The organism is Micromonospora fulviviridis (genome assembly GCF_014648395.1).
GTDB lineage: Bacteria > Actinomycetota > Actinomycetes > Mycobacteriales > Micromonosporaceae > Micromonospora > Micromonospora fulviviridis.
Map to the genome: position 1 here is coordinate 172,928 of NZ_BMRA01000004.1, position 18,876 is coordinate 191,803.

At 69.3% G+C, this 18,876-nt stretch carries 22 protein-coding genes and 1 tRNA gene; 11 read left to right on the forward strand and 12 right to left on the reverse strand.

The features are described from left to right. The first annotated feature begins 79 nt into the window (after nucleotides 1–79). The 3 genes from IEY96_RS12180 to IEY96_RS12190 all read left to right on the forward strand — a co-directional run bounded on the left by IEY96_RS12180 (nucleotide 80) and on the right by IEY96_RS12190 (nucleotide 1,219). Nucleotides 80–517 carry a DUF3052 domain-containing protein gene (locus IEY96_RS12180; RefSeq protein ID WP_091319704.1) on the forward strand — a complete coding sequence of 146 codons (438 nt, stop codon included), beginning with the start codon at nucleotides 80–82 and terminating at the stop codon, nucleotides 515–517. A gap of 80 nt (nucleotides 518–597) precedes the next feature. Further along, nucleotides 598–1,065 (forward strand): peroxiredoxin, encoded by a 468-nt coding sequence (locus IEY96_RS12185; protein WP_091269137.1) that lies wholly within the window; start codon nucleotides 598–600, stop codon nucleotides 1,063–1,065. A 79-nt stretch (nucleotides 1,066–1,144) separates the two neighbouring features. After that, nucleotides 1,145–1,219, forward strand: a tRNA-Val gene (locus IEY96_RS12190). Between the two features lie 352 nt (nucleotides 1,220–1,571). On the opposite strand, the gene IEY96_RS12195 is transcribed toward IEY96_RS12190, so the two are convergent. After that, nucleotides 1,572–2,234 (reverse strand): tetratricopeptide repeat protein, encoded by a 663-nt coding sequence (locus IEY96_RS12195; protein WP_189194933.1) that lies wholly within the window; start codon nucleotides 2,232–2,234, stop codon nucleotides 1,572–1,574. Between the two features lie 188 nt (nucleotides 2,235–2,422). Here IEY96_RS12195 and IEY96_RS12200 point away from each other — a divergent pair, with 188 nt between their 5' ends. Both IEY96_RS12200 and IEY96_RS12205 read left to right on the forward strand, forming a co-directional pair. Further along, nucleotides 2,423–2,944 (forward strand): hypothetical protein, encoded by a 522-nt coding sequence (locus tag IEY96_RS12200; RefSeq protein WP_229791557.1) that lies wholly within the window; start codon nucleotides 2,423–2,425, stop codon nucleotides 2,942–2,944. A gap of 843 nt (nucleotides 2,945–3,787) precedes the next feature. After that, on the forward strand, nucleotides 3,788–4,336 hold the full coding sequence (locus tag IEY96_RS12205) for a hypothetical protein (RefSeq protein WP_189194934.1): 549 nt from the start codon (nucleotides 3,788–3,790) through the stop codon (nucleotides 4,334–4,336). A 214-nt stretch (nucleotides 4,337–4,550) separates the two neighbouring features. On the opposite strand, the gene IEY96_RS12210 is transcribed toward IEY96_RS12205, so the two are convergent. Then, nucleotides 4,551–5,507 (reverse strand): sulfotransferase family protein, encoded by a 957-nt coding sequence (locus IEY96_RS12210; protein WP_229791558.1) that lies wholly within the window; start codon nucleotides 5,505–5,507, stop codon nucleotides 4,551–4,553. A 197-nt stretch (nucleotides 5,508–5,704) separates the two neighbouring features. Here IEY96_RS12210 and IEY96_RS12215 point away from each other — a divergent pair, with 197 nt between their 5' ends. Beyond that, nucleotides 5,705–6,799: a winged helix DNA-binding domain-containing protein gene (locus IEY96_RS12215; protein ID WP_189194935.1), complete on the forward strand. Its 1,095-nt coding sequence runs from the start codon at nucleotides 5,705–5,707 to the stop codon at nucleotides 6,797–6,799. A 42-nt stretch (nucleotides 6,800–6,841) separates the two neighbouring features. On the opposite strand, the gene IEY96_RS12220 is transcribed toward IEY96_RS12215, so the two are convergent. Beyond that, nucleotides 6,842–7,057, reverse strand: coding sequence for a hypothetical protein (locus IEY96_RS12220; protein ID WP_189194936.1), 216 nt, complete (start codon nucleotides 7,055–7,057; stop codon nucleotides 6,842–6,844). A gap of 136 nt (nucleotides 7,058–7,193) precedes the next feature. Between IEY96_RS12220 and IEY96_RS12225 the strand changes: the two genes are divergently transcribed. After that, nucleotides 7,194–7,961, forward strand: coding sequence for a hypothetical protein (locus IEY96_RS12225; RefSeq protein ID WP_189194937.1), 768 nt, complete (start codon nucleotides 7,194–7,196; stop codon nucleotides 7,959–7,961). Here the strand turns inward: IEY96_RS12225 and IEY96_RS12230 are convergent. From IEY96_RS12230 to IEY96_RS12240, 3 genes are all read right to left on the reverse strand, one after another. Next, a complete protein-coding gene (locus IEY96_RS12230) occupies nucleotides 7,949–8,347 on the reverse strand; it encodes a hypothetical protein (RefSeq protein WP_189194938.1) in 399 nt (132 codons plus the stop codon). The genes IEY96_RS12225 and IEY96_RS12230 overlap by 13 nt on opposite strands. A gap of 74 nt (nucleotides 8,348–8,421) precedes the next feature. Further along, complete coding sequence (locus IEY96_RS12235; RefSeq protein WP_189194939.1) at nucleotides 8,422–9,198, reverse strand: hypothetical protein; 777 nt, start codon at nucleotides 9,196–9,198, stop codon at nucleotides 8,422–8,424. A gap of 106 nt (nucleotides 9,199–9,304) precedes the next feature. Then, entirely contained in the window at nucleotides 9,305–9,676 is a 372-nt protein-coding gene (locus IEY96_RS12240) for a hypothetical protein (RefSeq protein ID WP_189194940.1), read from the reverse strand. Between the two features lie 106 nt (nucleotides 9,677–9,782). On the opposite strand from IEY96_RS12240, the gene IEY96_RS12245 reads away from it, so the two are divergent. Further along, on the forward strand, nucleotides 9,783–10,532 hold the full coding sequence (locus IEY96_RS12245; protein ID WP_189194941.1) for a hypothetical protein: 750 nt from the start codon (nucleotides 9,783–9,785) through the stop codon (nucleotides 10,530–10,532). A 62-nt stretch (nucleotides 10,533–10,594) separates the two neighbouring features. On the opposite strand, the gene IEY96_RS12250 is transcribed toward IEY96_RS12245, so the two are convergent. Further along, nucleotides 10,595–11,500 carry a hypothetical protein gene (locus IEY96_RS12250; RefSeq protein ID WP_189194942.1) on the reverse strand — a complete coding sequence of 302 codons (906 nt, stop codon included), beginning with the start codon at nucleotides 11,498–11,500 and terminating at the stop codon, nucleotides 10,595–10,597. Between the two features lie 118 nt (nucleotides 11,501–11,618). On the opposite strand from IEY96_RS12250, the gene IEY96_RS12255 reads away from it, so the two are divergent. Beyond that, entirely contained in the window at nucleotides 11,619–12,623 is a 1,005-nt protein-coding gene (locus IEY96_RS12255; protein ID WP_189194943.1) for a DUF3800 domain-containing protein, read from the forward strand. Between the two features lie 65 nt (nucleotides 12,624–12,688). Here IEY96_RS12255 and IEY96_RS12260 read toward each other — a convergent pair whose 3' ends face one another. Genes IEY96_RS12260 through msrB form a run of 3 tightly spaced genes read right to left on the reverse strand, consistent with a single transcriptional unit; the run spans nucleotide 12,689 to nucleotide 14,939 of the window. Then, nucleotides 12,689–13,915, reverse strand: a complete 1,227-nt coding sequence (locus IEY96_RS12260; protein WP_229791559.1) for an epoxide hydrolase family protein — start codon at nucleotides 13,913–13,915, stop codon at nucleotides 12,689–12,691. 44 nt (nucleotides 13,916–13,959) lie between these two features. Then, on the reverse strand, nucleotides 13,960–14,475 hold the full coding sequence (gene msrA / locus IEY96_RS12265) for a peptide-methionine (S)-S-oxide reductase MsrA (RefSeq protein WP_189194944.1): 516 nt from the start codon (nucleotides 14,473–14,475) through the stop codon (nucleotides 13,960–13,962). After that, the gene (gene msrB / locus IEY96_RS12270) at nucleotides 14,472–14,939 is read right to left on the reverse strand and encodes a peptide-methionine (R)-S-oxide reductase MsrB (RefSeq protein WP_189194945.1); all 468 of its coding nucleotides are present in this window, start codon (nucleotides 14,937–14,939) and stop codon (nucleotides 14,472–14,474) included. Before msrB ends, msrA begins: the two co-directional genes overlap by 4 nt. Before the next feature lie 165 nt (nucleotides 14,940–15,104). On the opposite strand from msrB, the gene IEY96_RS12275 reads away from it, so the two are divergent. Beyond that, complete coding sequence (locus tag IEY96_RS12275) at nucleotides 15,105–15,293, forward strand: ribonuclease (protein WP_189194946.1); 189 nt, start codon at nucleotides 15,105–15,107, stop codon at nucleotides 15,291–15,293. A 10-nt stretch (nucleotides 15,294–15,303) separates the two neighbouring features. Here the strand turns inward: IEY96_RS12275 and IEY96_RS12280 are convergent, their stop codons facing one another. Continuing rightward, nucleotides 15,304–17,154, reverse strand: a complete 1,851-nt coding sequence (locus IEY96_RS12280; protein WP_189194947.1) for a glycoside hydrolase family 15 protein — start codon at nucleotides 17,152–17,154, stop codon at nucleotides 15,304–15,306. A gap of 65 nt (nucleotides 17,155–17,219) precedes the next feature. Beyond that, entirely contained in the window at nucleotides 17,220–18,188 is a 969-nt protein-coding gene (locus IEY96_RS12285; protein ID WP_189194948.1) for an NAD(P)/FAD-dependent oxidoreductase, read from the reverse strand. Nucleotides 18,189–18,269: 81 nt separating this feature from the next. Between IEY96_RS12285 and IEY96_RS12290 the strand changes: the two genes are divergently transcribed. Beyond that, nucleotides 18,270–18,863: a helix-turn-helix domain-containing protein gene (locus IEY96_RS12290; RefSeq protein ID WP_189194949.1), complete on the forward strand. Its 594-nt coding sequence runs from the start codon at nucleotides 18,270–18,272 to the stop codon at nucleotides 18,861–18,863. The last annotated feature ends 13 nt before the right edge of the window (nucleotides 18,864–18,876 follow it).

Sequence of the window (18,876 nt, forward strand, 5' to 3'; positions counted from 1 at the left end):
CGAGCCACAACTGTGTGGACTGGGCCCGACGGCGTCGGACGACGCCACGAGCAGGGATGAGATGAGGAGGCACGCGACAGTGAGCGCGACCGCTGGTCAGGCCGCCGACGGGGTACGCAGCCTGGCGGACCGGTTCGGGATCGAGCCGGGGATGGTCGTCATGGAGATGGGCTACGACGACGACGTCGACCAGGATCTCCGGGACGCCCTGACCGACCGCTGTGGAGAGCTGGTCGACGAGGACACCGACGAGGTGGTCGACTCGGTTCTCGTCTGGTACCGCGACGGCGACGGCGACCTCTTCGAGCTCCTCGTCGACGCCCTCGGACCGCTGGCCGACAACGGCGTGGTGTGGCTCCTGACGCCCAAGGCCGGCCGGGACGGCCACGTCGAGCCGAGCGAGGTCGCGGAGAGCGCGCAGACCGCCGGCCTCCAGCAGACCTCCACGATCAACGCGGGCCGCGACTGGAGCGGCGCCCGCCTCGTGCTCCGCCGCGGGTCGAAGGGCAAGAAGTAGGGCCGGGGCCCGCGGCCCGGTGGCCGGCGTCGCCGGGTGTGGCAGGCTGATCATCTCCAGACCCGATCCAAGGAGCTCGCATGCCCATCGAGGTTGGCGCCGAGGCGCCGGACTTCGTGCTCAAGGACCAGAACAACCAGGAGGTCCGGCTCGCCGACTTCCGCGGCCGGCGCACCGTGCTGCTGGTCTTCTACCCGCTCGCCTTCACCGGCATCTGCCAGGGCGAGCTGTGCGAGGTGCGGGACAACCTGAACGAGTACGTCAACGACGACGTCCAGGTGCTCACCGTCAGCGTCGACTCGGTCTACGCCCACAAGATCTGGGCCGACCGGGAGGGCTACCAGTTCCCGCTGCTGGCCGACTTCTGGCCGCACGGCGCGGTGGCCCAGGCGTACGGCGTCTTCAACGACGTCGCGGGCATCGCCAACCGGGGCACCTTCGTGATCGACAAGGCCGGCGTGGTCCGGTTCGCCGAGATGAACATGCCCGGCGAGGCCCGGGACCAGCAGGGCTGGCGCAAGGCCCTGGCCGAGGCCGTCGCCGCCTGATCCCACCCGGGCACGTCGTTCGACCGGGCCGGAGGCCGGCAGGTAAGCTTGCCGCTCCGGCCCGCCGTACGGGCGTTCCGGGCGCGTAGCTCAGTGGGAGAGCACTCGCCTTACAAGCGAGGGGTCGCAGGTTCGAAACCTGCCGCGCCCACCACACACCACCAGCGAAAACCGCCCCGAGAAGATCACTCCCCGGGGCGGTGACAGCAATCGCCGAGCTTCCAGGCCCGGTCGGGCACGGGCATGCCGCGCTGGGATCTCGACTTCAGCTCGACGAGCTTTGGCGTGGGCTTCCTCCCAGGTGGCCCCGTAGACAAACTTGCGCTTACGAGTGCCGTCCGTGGTGAGACGTAGGCCTGTCCGACCCAGCGCCCGTCGCTGGCACGTTGGTCCAACGCCGCAAACCAGCCGGCAGGAGTCAGCAGCAGCGCGCGCATTCTCGACGACGCTTGTGGCTACGGCTGAATCATGGCCGAACGTGCGGAAACGCTGCCGGGGCCACACGCTTAGATCTGCGTTCTCGCCTGCTCGATGTGTCGCATGATGGCGTGAGCACCGTGCGCGCGGGCGATGGTATGCGCCTCGTCGAGTGTTGCAAGCGCGTCCGCTCGGCGGTCCTGGGCGGCGGCGATGTAGGCCAGCCCGATCATGTTGGAGGCCACACCCGGCAGGGCCCCGACCTCCCGACGCAGCCGTGATGACTCCTCCAGCCGCTCGCGCGCCTCGTCCAGCTGGCCAGCCCTGTGCGCCGCTATGCCTAAGTGCCGCAGCGCCTCGGACCAGGTCGGCTTGTCGCCGGTCTGCGCCGCCAGCCGGCAGGACCGCTCCAGGTACGGAACGGCGGTCTCGTTGTCACGCCGGATGAACTGGTAAAGGCAACCGATCCAGAACAACGCCTCGGCCTCGCCGCGCGTGTCGCCCAGTGCCCGGTACAACTCAAGCGCCCGCTCAAACAACGGAAGCTCAGCGGGATCCTCGGAGGACAACGAGCCGGCGTCGGCGTCCGCGCTCTGAAACCGCGCATGCAGAATCCGCCCACGCGCCAACGCTGCATCGGCCTCGACCGCGTCCAAGCCCTGTTCGGCGTCGACCAGCGCGCTGGTATCGCCGCCGTACACTGCCCGTTCATAGAGCTCTCTGGCCCGTGCGATCCGATCGTCGGTGCTCATCGCCGCCCCCGCTGGCATCGCCACTAAGTGCTGGGATCCAGCAGTCTAGTCAGGGCAAGGCCGGAGAGGACATCCGCTCATCGGCACGTTCGGATGCATGCGCCCGCGACCTGGTTACGTTGCGTGACGAGCTCTTCGCGGCATAACAGGACGTATAGCGCGCCAGTTCATGATCCATAATGGTTAGCGTGCAAACCGCCCCCACCGGCGCAACACCCAGTCAGACTGTTCGCGGGCGTCTGCGCTCGCTGGCCGCGCTGGAACTCATGAACATCCCACTGCAAGGCGGGGTATGGTTCGGCCTGATCGGGCTACCGGCTACCGCAACCAACCTGGTCGGCTTCGGCTTGTTTGCGCTATTACTTATCGAGGGCGCCGCGTACTGGGTAGCCAAACTGCATCAGATGAGCGTTCGCCGACGCCACATTCCGGCTTTGGCGGCATTTCGCGCGGCCCGCATCGTCAACCCGTTGTTGCTGGCCGCTGGCCTCGTGGCCACTGGATCCGGCGCGGCGACGGATCCAGGGCGCACCTCGTGGCCGGGACTGGCCTTTGCGCTGTTCGCGGTCCTGGAGCATGTCAACTACTTTCACGTCCAGCTCATGCATGACACGCTCGCGGACCTGCGCCGACTACGGTCGGTCGGTCTGCGCGTCTCCCACCTCGCCCGCGACATCGCGCGGGCCGCGTCCGATACATCTGTGCGATGACGACCCGACGTCACGAAGGACCGGCGAGGCCCTGCGTGCCCCTGGAACTGTCCAATCGGGTGTAAATGATCGGGCCCGCAGGCCGCAGGCAGCCAGCGCACTGACTTCGGCAGAAGCGGATGCTTGGCACCCCATCCGTCGTGGACAGTCGGCGTCACGGTCCGTATCCGGCATGCTCAAGGCCCGTGTAACCCATCAACTGAAGTCACCGTGTAACGCATCAAGCGGAGTACGACAGGGCGGCCGTCGGCAGGCTGTTCAAAGTTTCTGTACGTCTTCAAGGCGGCCCTGAACGGGCCGCACGCGCCGCCGCCTGGGAGTTCGTCGGTCGCTGCCGCTGGCGCTCTGCGGCCGGCACGCAGGACGCCCGGCGGCTGGCGCGGAAGCGAGAAGCCCAAGGGGGCCGCCGCATGACGACAGGCCGTTGCCCGGTGAGGGGGTGGGCTGGCAGCCGGCCGGGCCGCGCGGCCACGAGCCCGCGCGGCGTAGGGGAGCGCACGCCGGCCGCGTCGGCGCGCTGGCGGCGGTCGCGGGGTTGCGGTTAGGGCGCCTCCGGCGGGGGCTTCGGCTCCAGGATGTCCGGGGCTCCGTCGGCGGGTCGCGGTCCGTGGGTGGTTGCGGTAGCCATCCCGCCTGCCATCAACCCGGGCGAGCCGAGCAGACCACCGCCCGACCCGCCAGCGTCCGACCGTGCGTCAAGGTCCGCTTGACGTGGCGGGCCGGGCGGCGGCCCACTCCCCAGGAGGGCGGGCCGACGGCACACGGGATGACCGAAAGTCGATCTTTGCAGCTGACGAAGCAGCAATCGCTGATCGATTTGACGGTCATGTCTACTATCGCCGCGTGAACCAGTTCTGGTCGGGCGTCCTGAGTGGCTTGATTGGCGCTATCGTGGGCGGCATCTTTAGCGCCTTCGGCGCGTGGATTCAAGCTCGTAGCACCAGAGACAGCACCTTGCTTCAGCTGGAGCATTCGCGGGCGGCGGATGCCGATGCCGTTCGCCGCCAGCACCTACAAACAACGTGTCTTACCATCATGACCGCGTTGCAGGAGTCCCATGACCTGCTATGGAATGAGATTGAATCACATGAGGACCAGCCTAAACATGATTTAGAAGTTGCATGGTTGGTGGTCGTGCGAGTCCAGCGCAAACTATTTCATGTTAAGGCTGTATGGGGTGGACTTTTGCCGGACGCAGAAGCAGAGAGTCTGTACAGGGCAGACTACGAGTTAAGCGTGAGTAAGTCGGCATTTTTCGATAAGGCCAACCAGGGCGGTGGAGAATTCTCCGACTGTGGTTTCTGTCAGGTATTAACAGAGTTCGCAGAATGTGTCTCCGATGCGTTGACGACAGTGCAAAAATTGCATAAGAGTACGGTCCCGGGAGGGTAGAGTTCGGGCGGGCCGGGCGGCGGCCCGCTCCCCAGGAGGGCGGGTCGATGGACAGCAACAGGGTCTACGAGAGCCGTCCGTCGCGCTTCCCAAGCGCCTGTCGCATGACGTCAAGGTTGGCGTGCGAGGCTCGGCTGTCACGGTGACGGGCGTGCCGCCTATCGCTGGGGCATGCGATCCTCGGCGCCGTCGTCAAGGTGGAGAGCCAGAGCCGTCACTCATATCCCATGGCCGGGATGACCTTGCCGAGTGCCTCTTCGATGACCTCGCGGGTTTCGTCGTCGAACTGGTTGTTGCGGTTCGTCAGCTTGTGCGACTGGAACATTGAAGGGGTGGCGAAGTCGTCGACGTCGAGCCGTTCGAACAGGGCGCGGCGCTGCCCGGGCCAGTCGGCTGCGAGATCTTCTGCCTTCACCTCGATGTATCGCCTGTCCGTCAGGTCGACCGTGTTCTTCCAGGTGAGCCATCGGTGGTAGACCGGCTTGAGGTAGGCGAGCGCGCCGTCGACGGTGGGCGGTGCCCATGGCTGGGACAGGTGGGAGGCGAGCACTGAGACCGGGTGACGCTTGATGTGGACGATGGTCGCTTCGGGGACCAGTTCCCAGAGGAACTCCATGCACAGCAGGTTGAACGGTGTCTTCTCGCACCAGGTCGGCTTGCCTGCGTCGGCGGCTGCTCCGCCGAACAGGGTGTCGATCAGGCCCCGCAAGATTCCGAGCAGTTCGGCCCGGTCGCTGAAATACCTGGGAACTACCCGCCGACGGCTCGGCGGTTCGAACGGCCCGGCAGGCCGGTCGGCGTTCCCGAAGCCTTCCGCGGGCGCAGGTTCGTCGTATGTGTACACGATCAACTGCGGCCAGAGCTGTTGCACCGCGTCCCGGTAGCGCCGCTCGCCGACCAACTCGGGAACGGTTTTGCCGCGATCGTCGCGCCGGCCGGGCACTCGTACGGTGAGGAAGTCGCTCAGCCGGTGCAGGGCGTCCTCACCGACGGTGGGGTCGTATCGATCGGTGAGCGCGTCGGCCAGGTCCCGCAGGCCACCCGGGTCGATGAGGAACTTGGTCTCCATGGGAATCCGATGGATCAGCGGATGTTCGCCGATGATGTCGGCGATCCGTGACGTTCCCGAACGACCCGTACCCGCGACGAAGATCGGTGAGGGGGACTGCATGGCGAGCAGTCCAACTCTCAGCCCGGCGCCTGTGCAAACCATTTATCCCCTTCACCCGCTGCTACGGGCCGGACCCGCACCCGCCGCGCCGCTACGCGTCCCCGGCCGGGTTCTTGGGCCGACGTGGTGACGAGATGGTCGGTGACCCCTGGGCGACGTTGGAGAGGGTGTCGGGGGCGGGCGATAGCGTGGGCGCCATGAGCGTGCTCGACCGCCAAGCCCTCAACCGGTCGCTTCTGGCACGCCAGCTCCTGCTGCAGCGCCACGACATGCCGGTCGCGGATGCTGTCGAGCATCTGGTGGGGTTGCAGGCGCAGGAGCCCCTGGAGCCGTACGTCGGCCTGTGGAGCCGGCTGGCCGGCTTCCAGCCGCCGGCGCTGGCCGAGCTGTTGTTGAGCCGCCGGGCGGTCCGCACGCTGCTGATGCGCCGCACGCTGCACCTGGTGACCGCGCGCGACTGCCTCGCGTTGCGGCCCGTGCACCAGGCGATGCTGGTCAAACGCATGTGGTCGACACTGCGTCGGGTGCTGCCCGGCGTCGACCTCGACGAGTTGACGAAGCTGGGCCGGCCGCTGTTTGAGGAACGGCCGCGCATGCTGACCGAGGCGGCCCGTGTCATCGCCGACCGCTGGCCGGGGGTGGAGCCGCGCTGGCTGGGTGATGCGCTCAGCACGCTCGTGCCGCTCGTGCAGGTGCCGCCCCGCGGTGTCTGGGGCGAGCGCGGCGCCGCGTACAACACCTCGGTCGAGGCGTGGCTGGGCGCCCCCCTGGTGCCGGAGTCGCCGGCCACCGTCGACGCGCTGGTGCTGCGCTATCTGGCGGCCTACGGCCCGGCGGCCGTCGCTGACATCCGCGCCTGGTCGGGGCTGAGCGGGCTGCGGGAGTCCGTCCAACGGTTGCGACCGTCGTTGCGGACGTTCCGCGACGAGCGTGGCCGCGAGCTGCTCGACGTGCCCGACGGCGTGCTGCCCGACCCGGAGACCCCGGCGCCGCCGCGCTTCCTGCCGGCGTTCGACAACGCGGTGCTCGGCTACGACGACCGCAGCCGCGTCATCGACGCAGAGCACCGCGGGTTGAGTGTCACAGGCGCCCGCTTCCTGCTGGTCGACGGCCGGGTCGCGGGCACCTGGGTGGTCACCGTCGACGATGACCGGGCGACGTTGCGCATCACACCGCTGCGCACCCTCACGACGGGCGAGCGCGACGAGGTCGTCGCCGAAGGCGAGAGGCTGCTGGCCATGTTCCAGCCCGAGTCACAACGCGCCGGTCACGTCACCATCACGGACACCTGACGCAGGCGTATCCCGTCGGCCATGACCCGGGCGTGCCATGACTCAATCTCGCTCCCATTCTGGGTCATCCACCGTCAACACCTGGGGGATCGTGTCTTCCAGGTGTCGCGGTCCATCGATCCGCCACGAGCGGACGCAGCAACCGCAGCCGCCTTCCGATATCGAGGCCAGCGCGGTGCCGTGCCGCTCGACCCACGCCTCCGCCTCAGCAACCTCGGCGGCACTGTCCACGCGAGCCGTCATGCTGAAACGTGCCACGGGATCACGGTAGCCGGCGTAGCCACGTGAGTAACCAAGGCGGCGCACCCGGCCGGACGAGTGCCCACCCGGAATCGACGGGATCGGTTATCGTTCCGTCGTTCCGGCTGCCCGGCCGGTCCACGGGGGTACCAGCATGAAACAGCGCAGCGCCCTGCTCACGATTGCTCTGATCGGTGGTCTGCTCCTCGCTGCCGGATGCGGCGAGACGACGGAGCCCACCCGCTCCGAGCAACCTGCCCGAGCCACCACCGTAGTGCCCTCGCCAACACCCGACGCCCGCGGCGAGCTGGTCGCGGCGTTGCAACGGTCGCAGGGGGTGGCCCACCGGTATGCGGTACGCGGCAGCCTGCCCGAGGGGCAGAGTGTGAAGGGCACCGGCGCCTTCGACCCGAAGAAGCGCCGCTTCCAGGCCACGATCTCGGTCACCGGCGGGAAGTACCCGTCGGCGGGGAGCCGGATCGTGATCGGCACCGACAGCTACGTACGGCCGTCCGGCAAGAAGGACTGGGTGCACGTCGATCTGAAGCGGGTGAAGAGCGACGATCCCTTCCTGCGCTTCGACTGGGTCGACCCGACCGGTCTGAAGGCGTTCACCTCGTCGATCGTCTCGGTGGATCGCGCCGGAAACACCTACACCGGCCGTTTCGACCCCGACGGCGAAGACACCAAGCCGTTCCTCCCCGTGGGTGCGCCGAGCATCGTCTCGATCGGCACACCCCTGTCGCCCTTCACGATCACCACCGACGACCAGGGCTGGGTCACCTCGATCAGGGTGGAGCTGACCCCCGGCACGGGACCGAAACTGACGATGACCACCACCATGAGTGATCACGGGAAGCCCTCGAAGATCAACGCGCCAGCACATCCTGACGAGGCCGCTGACTTCTACTACCGCAAGTGACGGCTCAGTTCCCGCAGAACGCTTGCTTGGTCTTCGCTCCACAGTTCGATCGAGTAGCTGAGGCCCAGATCTGCGAAGACGGCACCGAGCTCGTCCACGCGGGATGGATCAACGACTCCGCTGAAGAGCCGTTCGTCGGGTGACGGCTCCACAAGTTCGATGCACGCCCACTCGTGCTCGACCTCATAGTCGGTCCACGAGGTCGCGCGGGCGCGCCAGCCTGCGCGCACGAACATCTCGGCCAGGACCTTCACCCTCGGGGCACGAGGAAGGCGGCCGTAGACGTTGTTGTCGAGAACGGCCAGACGGTCGGCGAGACGCGGCCCAGGGTACCGCCAGAAGTGATCTCCATGTTCTTTCAATCCTCCGTCGTGCCGTTCGAGCACCGACGTCGTCGATCGTGACGGTCGCACACGCATGAACCAGGCGTGGCCATGGACATGTGCCGCAGACGGGATGGCTACTGGCTCAGCGATCGGCTCTGCTCGCCGAGGGCCGGGGCGGGATCGCCGCCAGGATTCTTCCGCCGGAGCCGCGCCCCGCCAAGGGCGTTCAGCCCCACACCCCAGATGAGCAGAACGCCGAGCCACTGGGCCCAGTTCAGTGCGCTCATCCGGCCGGAGAGCAGGTGCCGGACGGAGGAATACGGAGTCAGGGCCTGGGCCGGCCTGAGGGCGTCGATGGCACCCAGCAGGAACCACAGGCCGAGCGGCAGGACGATGCTGGCGACGAACGCGATGGCGGGACGCTGGATCAGCAGGCCGAGTCCGGTGCCCACGAGCTGGGCCACCACCTGCACCAGAACACTACCCACCGCGATGGTTCCGACGTGCCGCCACGGGTCCTGAGCACTGGACGTGGTCACCGTGAGGGCCGTGACGCACACCAGGAAGCCGAACACGGCCACAGCGGTGGCGAGCAGCGTCGCGGCCAGCAGGGTGGGCGCGAGGCGAGTAGTCCCGGTCGCCCGCTTCAGGTCTCGGGCGAGCAGGATGCCGAAGGCCGGGACGATGACGGACATCAGGCTCTGTACGACATCGGAGAGCTTGGCGAAAGTGCGATCACCAGGCGGTCCCGCCAGAGCAAGCCCTGCGGCGGCCAGCAGTCCCAGCAGCAGGGTGACCGCGAGGAGGACCCGGCGCGTCCGCGTCCCGACAGAGCGGCGGAGGGCATGGGAGGTGGCCGCACCGAGGGTGGTGGAGGTGCTGAGGGTGTGCGGATTGCCTGAATTGCTCATCTGCCTCCTTCGGCAATCGGATCTCAGTCTCTCCTGAAAGGACGCTCACAGCCACGGCCGGCTCAAGAAATGGCATCAGTGAATGCCGATCCAGAGCAACGTTGACCTAGAGAACGCGGCGGATGCCGACGGCGTCAGGGAGGGATGGCGTGCCGCTGTCATGCTCGATCATGCTCTGAACAAGCGCGGGAGCCACGTCCGGCCGGCAGTAGGACGTGATGTCAACGCCGTTGGGGCCGACGAATCGGAAGTCCACCTGGTGATCTGACGACCGGACCGTTTCCTGCCACCAACCGGCCAGTGGCGCGGCGAGTTCGATGAGGGATGACCGTTGTGGCCCGATGAACCACAGGACGTTGCCCGACCGGTACACCTCGATGTTGCGGCTCTCTAATGACGGTGCAACCGCAAGCAGGAGTCCGGCGGGGTCAATCGCCTCTCCCTCGGCGACGAGACTCACACCGAAGCCGACCGACATGCTTCGCAGTCTAGCGGGCATGAGACGCACCCGGTCCGGCCGCCGCCCGCATCGCTGGTAGCCTGACGCGTCTCGCGCGAGAGGTGGCGTCTGCCCGGTGCTCAGGATGGTGCTGCGTTGGTCGGTCGCGGTCGTGTCCGTCTGCATGGTGACCGCGTGCGGTTCTCCGACGGCTGATACGGCGGGCGAGATCCCCTCCACGGCGCAGGCGACGGGCTCGGCCACAGCCACGAAGCCAGCTTCCCCAACAGTTCCGGCGACCGGCGGACCCGGCTACTCCGCGACGCTGTCCGCACGCTTGTTGACCATGGACTCAGTGCCCGCCGGATTTACTGTGGAGATCGCGACAGTCATGTCGGCGGATGCTGGAGATCGACGCCCGAGCGTCGACGTGTCCTGTTCGCACAGCATGATCCCGCTGCTGTCGGCCACGCGCCTGACCGGGACTCCGTCAGCGATGGCCGCAGCCACCCTGAGCTATGACGCGGATCCCGTTGGCTGGGGCTGGGTGGGTAACGAAGTCCTCAGGACCTACACCGATGACGGTGCACGACGAGCGATGGCCGACCTGCGAGCCTTCATCGGCCGTTGCCCCACCGTCGCGTCTTCCGGCCAGGGCGCCGGCGGCAGCTACCGCTTCTCAGTGGCACCAGGGCCGCGGCTGGGCGATGACAGTATTCACGTCAGATGCAGCAGCACGTCCGGTTCTGACGCGCTGGAATGCGACAGCGTGCTCATCCGGATCGGAACCACCCTGGTGATCGTTCAGGAGCTGGGCAACAGACCCGGCGGCGACGAACACCTCACCCAGCTCGCCGAAGCTGCGCTCCGCAAATACCAGACGACCGGATCCTGAACGGCCTCACGCGCCTCGGGGCCGGGGCCGTCTGCGACCCGGAAAGCGTGGAACGCTCACGGTCAGCCGAGACCGAGCCGGTGCAGCGCGAGGGCCACGAATCCGCGCACGGACCGGTCCCAGCCGGAGACGTCGGCGTCGAAGTCCGAGCCGCGCGCGTCGCTGAGCACGTCGAGGGCCGGGTCGGGTAGCTGTTCGCCGAGTCGGTACGCCATCGCCACCGCCGCCGTGACCCGGACGACCGCCGCGTTCGCGGACAGCATCTCGTGGAGGCATGCGTCGATCCGCTCGGAGCCGACCTCGCAGTGGGCGAGGGTCAGGTTGGCGCTGGCCCGGGTGGCGGCGCGGGCCGCGTCGGCCGGGATCGCGATGAGCCCGGCCAACGTGGCCTCGTCCGGTGCGAACCAGGCGAGCAGTTCCGCGGCGTACGCGGCCAGCTCAGGGTCCGGGTCGGTGAGCCAGTGGACGTACCGGTCGGTGTGCCGGCCGCCGGCGTGGAAGGCGTCGGCCTCCCAGCGGACCGCCACGTTGTCGGCCAGCTCGGCGGCCTCCTCGTGCTCGAACAGGTCCTCGGCCTCCAGGTGCCGCTCCACCAGCGCCGCCTGCTCGTCGGTGATCCCCTCGGCGGCGGCGAAGGTCTGCCGCGCATCGAAGGGCAGATCGTCGTCGCGCCGGTCGCCGAGCACCACCGAGCGGAGCAGGTGCGCCACCGCTGCCCGGTCCGGCGTGTCGGGGTCGTCGGCGAGCGCCACCAGGAACGGCACCGCGTGACAGCTCGCCCCCCACCGCGTCCCCTGGTGGTAGACGTTGCCGAACAGCTCGGACAACGCGCGGTGCCGGACCGGCGCCGCCGCCGAGCGCAACGCACGCAACTGGTCCGGCACGTCGACCGCCGGGCCGTAGGCGTGGTGCAGCGACTCCCACGGGACGTCGTCGAGCCCGGCCAGCGGGTCACCCGGTTGATCCATGCGGTGGTTCTACCAGCAGCGGAGCGGGAGCCGACATCCCGCGCGGGTCGGTGGAGCTAACTGGGTGGTCCGATCGGGACGGGTGGGCGACCATGGTCGACATGGCGAGGGACCGGGCATGAGGCTGCCGCTTCAGGGTGGGCTGCCGCCGGCGGACGCGATGACCGGCACGGTCGTGGAGATCGCCTGTGACGAATCCGGGTTCTCCGGCACCAACCTCCTCGATCCGGCCACTCCGGTGATCACCCACGCGAGTGTCGACCTGCGCCCGGAGGAGGCGGCTGAGCTGGTCGCGGCACTGCGGTCCGGTTTCCGATTCGCGCCGAACGAGTTCAAGTCCCGGCAGTTCCTCCGCCGGCCGCAGGCGGGTGAGGCGCTGGAGTGGTTGCTGGCGGCGCTGCGTGGCCGGGCACACGTCCATCTGGTCGACAAGCAGTACTTCCTCGTCACCCGCATCGTCGACCTGCTGCTGACCGAGCCGTCGTACGCGGCGGGCACCCGCCTGACCCAGGCGAACCGTTCGGCGGCCCTCGCCCTGCACCGGGCCGGACGCTCGGCCGGTGCCGACTGGGCGGTCTTCCTCGCGGCCTTCGTCGAGCTGCTCCGGATCAAGCACCGGCCGGATCACCGGACCGTGGAACGGTTCTTCCAGGCACGGGATGCGCTGGTCCGGCACGGGCTGGACCCGCAGGCCGCGGCCGTCCTCCACGGCCTCAGCCGGACCGGGGTGTCCGGCATCCTGGCCAGGCTGAGCGACGACGACCGGTCGATCCCGCCACCGTTGGAGCCGATGCTGCCGGCGCTGGCTGAGACCGTCCTGTTCTGGAGCGGCGGGGGGCGCCGGGTGCTGGTGATCCACGACGAGCAGAGCGCCCTCACGGCCGACCGGTTGCGGCGCCTCCAGCAGGTACTGGCCGACGGCGCCGGGCTGTCGCCGACCGGGGGGTCACCGCTGGCCGGGCTGGTGATGGTCGACTCCCGGGACGATCCGCGGGTCCAGGTCGCCGACCTGCTCGCCGGGGTGGCCCGGCGGATGCCGGAGATCGTCGACGACGGCCCGCTCCAGCCGCTGCTCTCCCCGACCTCACTGCGCGATCCGATCGGTGACGTTCTACCGGGCTGAGGGCCGGGTGGCCCGGAGCCGGGCCACCCGGCATCCGTCGAGCGCAGGCAGGTGCAGACGGCCGGCTAGCGGAGCGACCGGAAGGCGGCCCGCAGCTCCTCGGTCAGGAGCTGCGGCTGTTCCCAGGCCGCGAAGTGCCCGCCCCGGTCGAGCTTGTTGTAGTGGATGAGGTTGGGATAGGCGCGCTCGGCCCAGCTCCGCGGCGCTTCGTAGAGTTCGTCGGGGAAGACGCTGACGGCGGCCGGGACGGAGACGTCCTTTGCGCCGAAGAAGGAGAGCTTGTTCTCCCAGTAGAGGCGAGCGGCGGAGACGCCCGTGTTGGTCAGCCAGAAGAGCGTGATGTTGTCGAGGATGTCGTCGCGGGTGAGGCCGCCGGGCTGCCCGGCGAAGGCCCGGCAGATCAGCTCCAGGCTGGCCGCGTCGTGGTCGCACATGTAGCTGGCCAGCGCGACGGGTGAGTCCGCCAGGCCGATCAGCGTCTCGGGGCGCGTCGCCATCTGCAGGGCGTACGCGGAGTGCTTCCAGAAGAAGTCCTGCTGCTCGCAGGCCCGCCGTTCCTCGTCGGAGAGGTTGGCCGGCAGCTTGGCCATCGCGTTGTTGATTCCGGTGATGTCGGACTGGAACAGCGCGTCGATCTCGGGCGGGACCGCGCTCGGCATGTTGGTGTGGATGCCGGCCAGCTCCGGCGGCGCCTGCACGCCCATGACGTTGGTGATCAGGGCGCCCCAGTCGCCGCCCTGGGCCACGAACCGGTCGTAGCCGAGGCGTTTCATCAGCTCGGTCCAGGCGCGGGCGATGTGTTCCGGCCCCCAGCCGGGTTCGGTCGGCTTGCCGGAGAAGCCGTAGCCGGGCATCGACGGGATCACCAGGTGGAAGGCGTCCGACGCCGACCCGCCGTGGGCCGTGGGATCGGTGAGCGGCTCGATGATCTTCAGCTGCTCGATGATCGAACCGGGCCAGCCGTGGGTGACGATGAGCGGCAACGCGTCCTCGTGCTTGGACCGGATGTGCAGGAAGTGGATGTCCAACCCGTCGATCTCGGTGATGAAGTTCGGCAGGGAGTTCAGCCGCGCCTCGACCTTGCGCCAGTCGTACTCCTTCTCCCAGTAGCGGGCGAGGGCCTGGCTCGTTTCGAGCGGCACGCCCTGCGACTGGTCGCCGACGGTCTGCTTCTCGGGCCACCGGGTGGCCGCGATGCGCTGCCGCAGCGCCTGGAGATCCGATTCCGGGATCTCCACGGTGAACGGCCGGATGTCGGTGGCGCGGGCCAGCGTCTGTGTCTTGGCGGCCACGTTGGTCTCCTTCTCCTCGGACGTGTCGTGGGCAGCAGGTGCAATCAGCTCTGGCTCTCTCCCCGCCGGGGGAGCTTCCAGTCCGGCCGGGGGAAGTGGCAGGTGTAACCGCCGGGATGCTTCTCCAGGTAGTCCTGGTGTTCCGGCTCGGCCTCCCAGAAGGGGCCGGCCGGGGTGACCTCGGTGACCACCTTGCCCGGCCACAGGCCGGAGGCGTCGACGTCGGCGATGGTGTCCTCGGCGACCTGTCGCTGCTGGTCGTCGCAGTAGAAGATGGCGGACCGGTAACTGGTCCCGATGTCGCCGCCCTGGCGGTTCTTCGTGGTGGGGTCGTGCACCTGGAAGAAGAACTCGAGAAGGTCCCGGTAGGAGAGCTTGGCCGGGTCGAATTCGATCTCGATCGCCTCGGCGTGGCCCTCGTGGTTCCGGTAGGTCGCGTTCGGCACGTCCCCGCCGGTGTAGCCGACCCTGGTGTGCAGGACTCCCGGGCGTTTCCGGATCAGGTCCTGCATTCCCCAGAAGCAGCCGCCGGCCAGGACCGCCTTCTGCGTGTCGCTCATCGCTGTCGCCCCCCGTCCGAATGCTCGAACAATGTGCGGTACTCGCCGTAGCCCTCGCGCTCCAGGTCGTCGAGCCGGATGAACCGGAGGGAGGCGGAGTTCATGCAGTAGCGCAGCCCGCCGGTCGCCACCGGGCCGTCGTCGAACACGTGGCCCAGGTGGCTGTCCCCGTGCGCCGACCGCACCTCCGTGCGGACCATGCCGAGGGTGGAATCCCGCACCTCGACCACGTTCTTCGGCTCGATCGGCTTCGTGAAGGACGGCCAGCCGGTGCCGCTGTCGTACTTGTTGACAGAGGCGAAGAGGGGCTCACCGGAAACGACGTCGACGTAGATCCCCGGCTCCTTGTTGTCCCAGTACGGGTTGTCGAAGGCCGGCTCCGTGCCACCTTCCTGGGTGACCCGGTACTGCTCGGGCGACAATCGGGAGACGGCCTCCGGGTTCTTCCGATACTCGGCTGACACCGTTGTTCCTCTCGGACGTGTCCCGGCAGACCTGCCGGGTCCAATCGGGCCTGCAAGCGGCGCGGATGCCTACCCGGCCCGCCGATGGCTAACCGTGCTCCGGCCGAGCCGTCGGCGCCGGGGGACCGGTTTGCCGGTGCGAGCGGCCGGGGTAAACGGCTGTTCATGAGGGATCCGGAGCAGAGTCGGCGGCAGCAGGAGCAAGCGCTCGAGCGCGGCGAGGTGTATCAGGACGTCGAGGGTCGCCGCACCGAGGACCCGGCGACGGGCGCCGCCAACGCCGACAGCGAAGCCGACCGCAACGTCGAGCACCTGCGCCGCGGCGAGGTGGGCCCGGGCGTCCCGGAGGAGTAGCGCCGGAGTTTCACCGTCTCCGGCGGGACTCCGCCTCGGCGTCGAGCAGGTCGTTGAGCGCCAGCGCCGTGTTGATCAGCGCGAGGTGGCTGAAGGCCTGCGGGTAGTTGCCGATCTGCTCGCCGGTCGACGCGATCTCCTCGGCGTAGAGGCCGAGGTGGTTGCTGAAGGTGAACATCTTCTCGAAGGTGAGCCGGGCGTCGTCGAGGCGGCCGGAGCGCGCCAGTGCCTCGGCGTACCAGAAGGTGCACATGTTGAAGGTGCCCTCGTGGCCGGGGAGCCCGTCGGGGGAGTGGACCGGGTCGTACCGGTGGACCAGGCTGTCGGAGACCAGTTCCCGCTCGATGGCGTCGAGGGTGCGGCACCACATGGGATCCGACGGCGTCACGAAGCCGACGGCCGGCATGGAGAGCAGCGCGGCGTCCAGGACGTTCTCGCCGTAGGCCTGGACGAAGGAGCCCCGGCCCCGGTGGTAGCCCCGCGCCATCACCTGGTCGTAGATCAGGTTCCGCTGGGTGGTCCAGCAGCCGACGTCCCCGGGGCGGCCGGTGCGGGCGGCGAGCCGGATGGCCCGGTCAAGCGCCACCCAGGACATCACACGGCCGAAGGTGTAGTCCCGGGGATGGTGCCGGCTCTCCCAGATGCCGGCGTCCGGCTGGTCCCAGTTCTGGCACAGCCAGTCGACGAGCCGTACGGTGCTCTTCCACACCTGGTGGGACACCCGGATGCCCTGTTCGTCGGCGACGTGCATGGCGAACAGCGCCTCGCCGTGGATGTCGAGCTGGAGTTGGTCGGCGGCGCCGTTGCCGATCCGGACGGGCCGGGAGCCGCGGTAGCCCTCCAGGTGGTCGAGTACCTCCTCGTGCAGGTCGGACGAGCCGTCGACCCGGTACATGATCTTCAGTGGCGCCTGGTGGTCGCCGGCCTCGCGGATCCGCTCGTCGAGCCAGTCCATGTACCGGCCGACCTCCTCGGTGAAGCCGAGGCCGAGCAGCGCGTGCACCGAGAAGGACGTGTCCCGGACCCAGGTGTAGCGGTAGTCCCAGTTGCGCGTGCCGCCGACCAGTTCGGGCAGCGCGGCCGTCGGCGCGGCGATCATGGCGCCGGTGGGGGCGTACGTCATCAGCTTCAGCGTGATGGCCGACCGCTCGACCATCTCCCGCCACCGGCCGGTGTACCGGGAGCGCTCGACCCACCGTCGCCAGAAGTCGCGGGTCCATTCGAACATCCCCTGCACCTCTTCGAGCGGGACGGCCCGGGGTTCCATGTCCGAGTTCGTCTCGAGCACCACGCCGCCGGTGTCGCCCTCGTTGAGGGTCGCGAACCCGATCAGGTCGCCGTCCTCCAGGTGCATGTCCTCCTCGGCGATCAGGCGGCGGACCGGCTGGACCGGGTTGAAGGTCAGCGACGCGGACGAGCCGCGGAAGACGTACCCGTTGCGGTGCCGCTCCAGGCGGGGTCGCTCCCGCGCGTAGTCGAACCGGGGCCGGCACTCCAGCCGGAACCGCATGCTGCCCCGGACCATGGTGACGATCCGGACCAGGCGGTGCACGTCGGTCGCCTTCTCGCCGGTGACCGGCATGAAGTCCTGGACCTCGGCGACCCCGTCGGCGCTGATGAACCGCGTGATGAGGATCGGGGTGCCGGGCAGGTAGAGCTGCTTGGTGACGTAGGTGGTCTCGTCGGGGGCGATGCGGAAGAAGCCGCCGCGCTCCCGGTCCAGCACGCTGGCGAAGATGCTGGGGGAGTCGAAACGGGGCGCGCAGAACCAGTCGATCGTCCCGTCGCAGGTCACCAGGGCGGCGGTCTGGAGATCACCGATCAGCCCGTGGTCCTCGATCGCCGGATACCCGTCGTCCACGTCGCCCCCCGTCTCGACTGCATCCCTCCGCAGTAACCTAAAGGGGAATAATGTCCGCGTAAGTCTTATTCGTGAATGCCACCCCTCCGCGTGGTCGCTCGGGCCGCCTCGACGGCCCGGCGGGTCTCCTCGGCGACCAGGTCGCCGTTGATGGCGGCGGCCGCCGTGGCGCCCGCGGCCGCGGCCGCGCCGACCTGGGCGGCCGGGTCCGTGACGTTGCCCGCGACCCATACCCCGGGCACCGCGGTACGCCCCGTCGGGTCGGCGGGGACGTGCTCGCCGACCCCGGCCGGATGCGCGACCGCCGGCAACCCGAGCGCCGCCAGGAACCCGGCCCGCGCCACCATCCGGGGCCCGGCGGCCAGCACCTCGCGCGCGACCAGCCGGCCGTCGCGCAGGCGTACCCCGACCAGCCGGTCCGCGACGACCTCCACCGACGCGACCTCGCCCTCGACGACGCGGACGCCCCGGGCCGCCAGCTGCTCCGCCTGCTCTTCGGTGAGCGGTGGCGCGGTGTGGCGGAGGAAGACGACGTCGTCGCTCCACTGGCGGAACAGCAGCGCCTGGTGCACCGACAGCGGCCCGGTAGCCAGCACCCCGATCGGCCGGTCGCGCACCTCCCACCCGTGGCAGTACGGACAGTGCACCACGTCCCGGCCCCACCGCTCGCGCAGGCCGGGCAGCTCCGGCAGCTCGTCGACCAGGCCGGTGGCCACCAGCAGCCGGGCGGCCCGGACCCGGCGGCCGCCGGCCAGCGTCACCGCGAAGCCCTCGGCGTCGCGGGCCACCGTGTCGACCTGGCCGTCCAGCAGGTGCCCGCCGTACCGGCGGACCTCGTCCCGGCCGCGTGCCAGCAGCTCCGCCGGGGGCATGCCGTCGCGGGCCAGCAGCCCGTGGACCCCCTCGGCCGGGGCGTTGCGCGGGCTGCCCCCGTCGATCACCAGGACCGACCGGCGCGCCCGGGCCAGCATCAGCGCCCCGCTCAACCCGGCGGCGCCGCCGCCGATCACCACGACCTCGTACCCTTCGGTCATCCTGACCACCTCCCGGCCCGAACGATGCGGCGGGGACGGCCACACTCGCAAACTTTGTTGCCGTTCTGGCAAACTGGTGGGATGGACGACGACCTCGACCGGGCCCTCGACGCGGTCGGCCCCCGGCTGCGCACGCTGCGTCGCGAACGCGAGACGACCCTGGCGGACCTGTCGGCCGCCACCGGCATCTCGGTGAGCACCCTGTCCCGCCTGGAGTCCGGCAGCCGCCGCCCCACCCTCGAACTGCTGCTGCCGCTGGCCCGGGCGCACGGCGTGACGCTCGACGAGCTGGTCGGCGCCCCGCCCACCGGCGACCCGCGCATCCACCTGCGACCGGTCACCCGGCACGGCATGACCATGCTGCCGCTCACCCGCCGGCCCGGCGGCATCCAGGCGTACAAGCTGGTCATCCCGGCCGGCGGGCGGCCCGCCGAGCCCACCCCGCAGACCCATGAGGGGTACGAGTGGGTCTACGTGCTCAACGGGCGGCTGCGGCTGGTCCTCGGCGAGCACGACCTGGTGCTCACGCCCGGTGAGGCGGCCGAGTTCGACACCCGGGTGCCGCACTGGTTCGGCCCCGCCGACGGTGAGGCGGTCGAGTTCCTCAGCCTCTTCGGTGCCCAGGGCGAACGCGCCCACCTCCGCGCCCGCCCCCGGGACCCCGGGCGAAGCTGACCGCCCGCCGCCG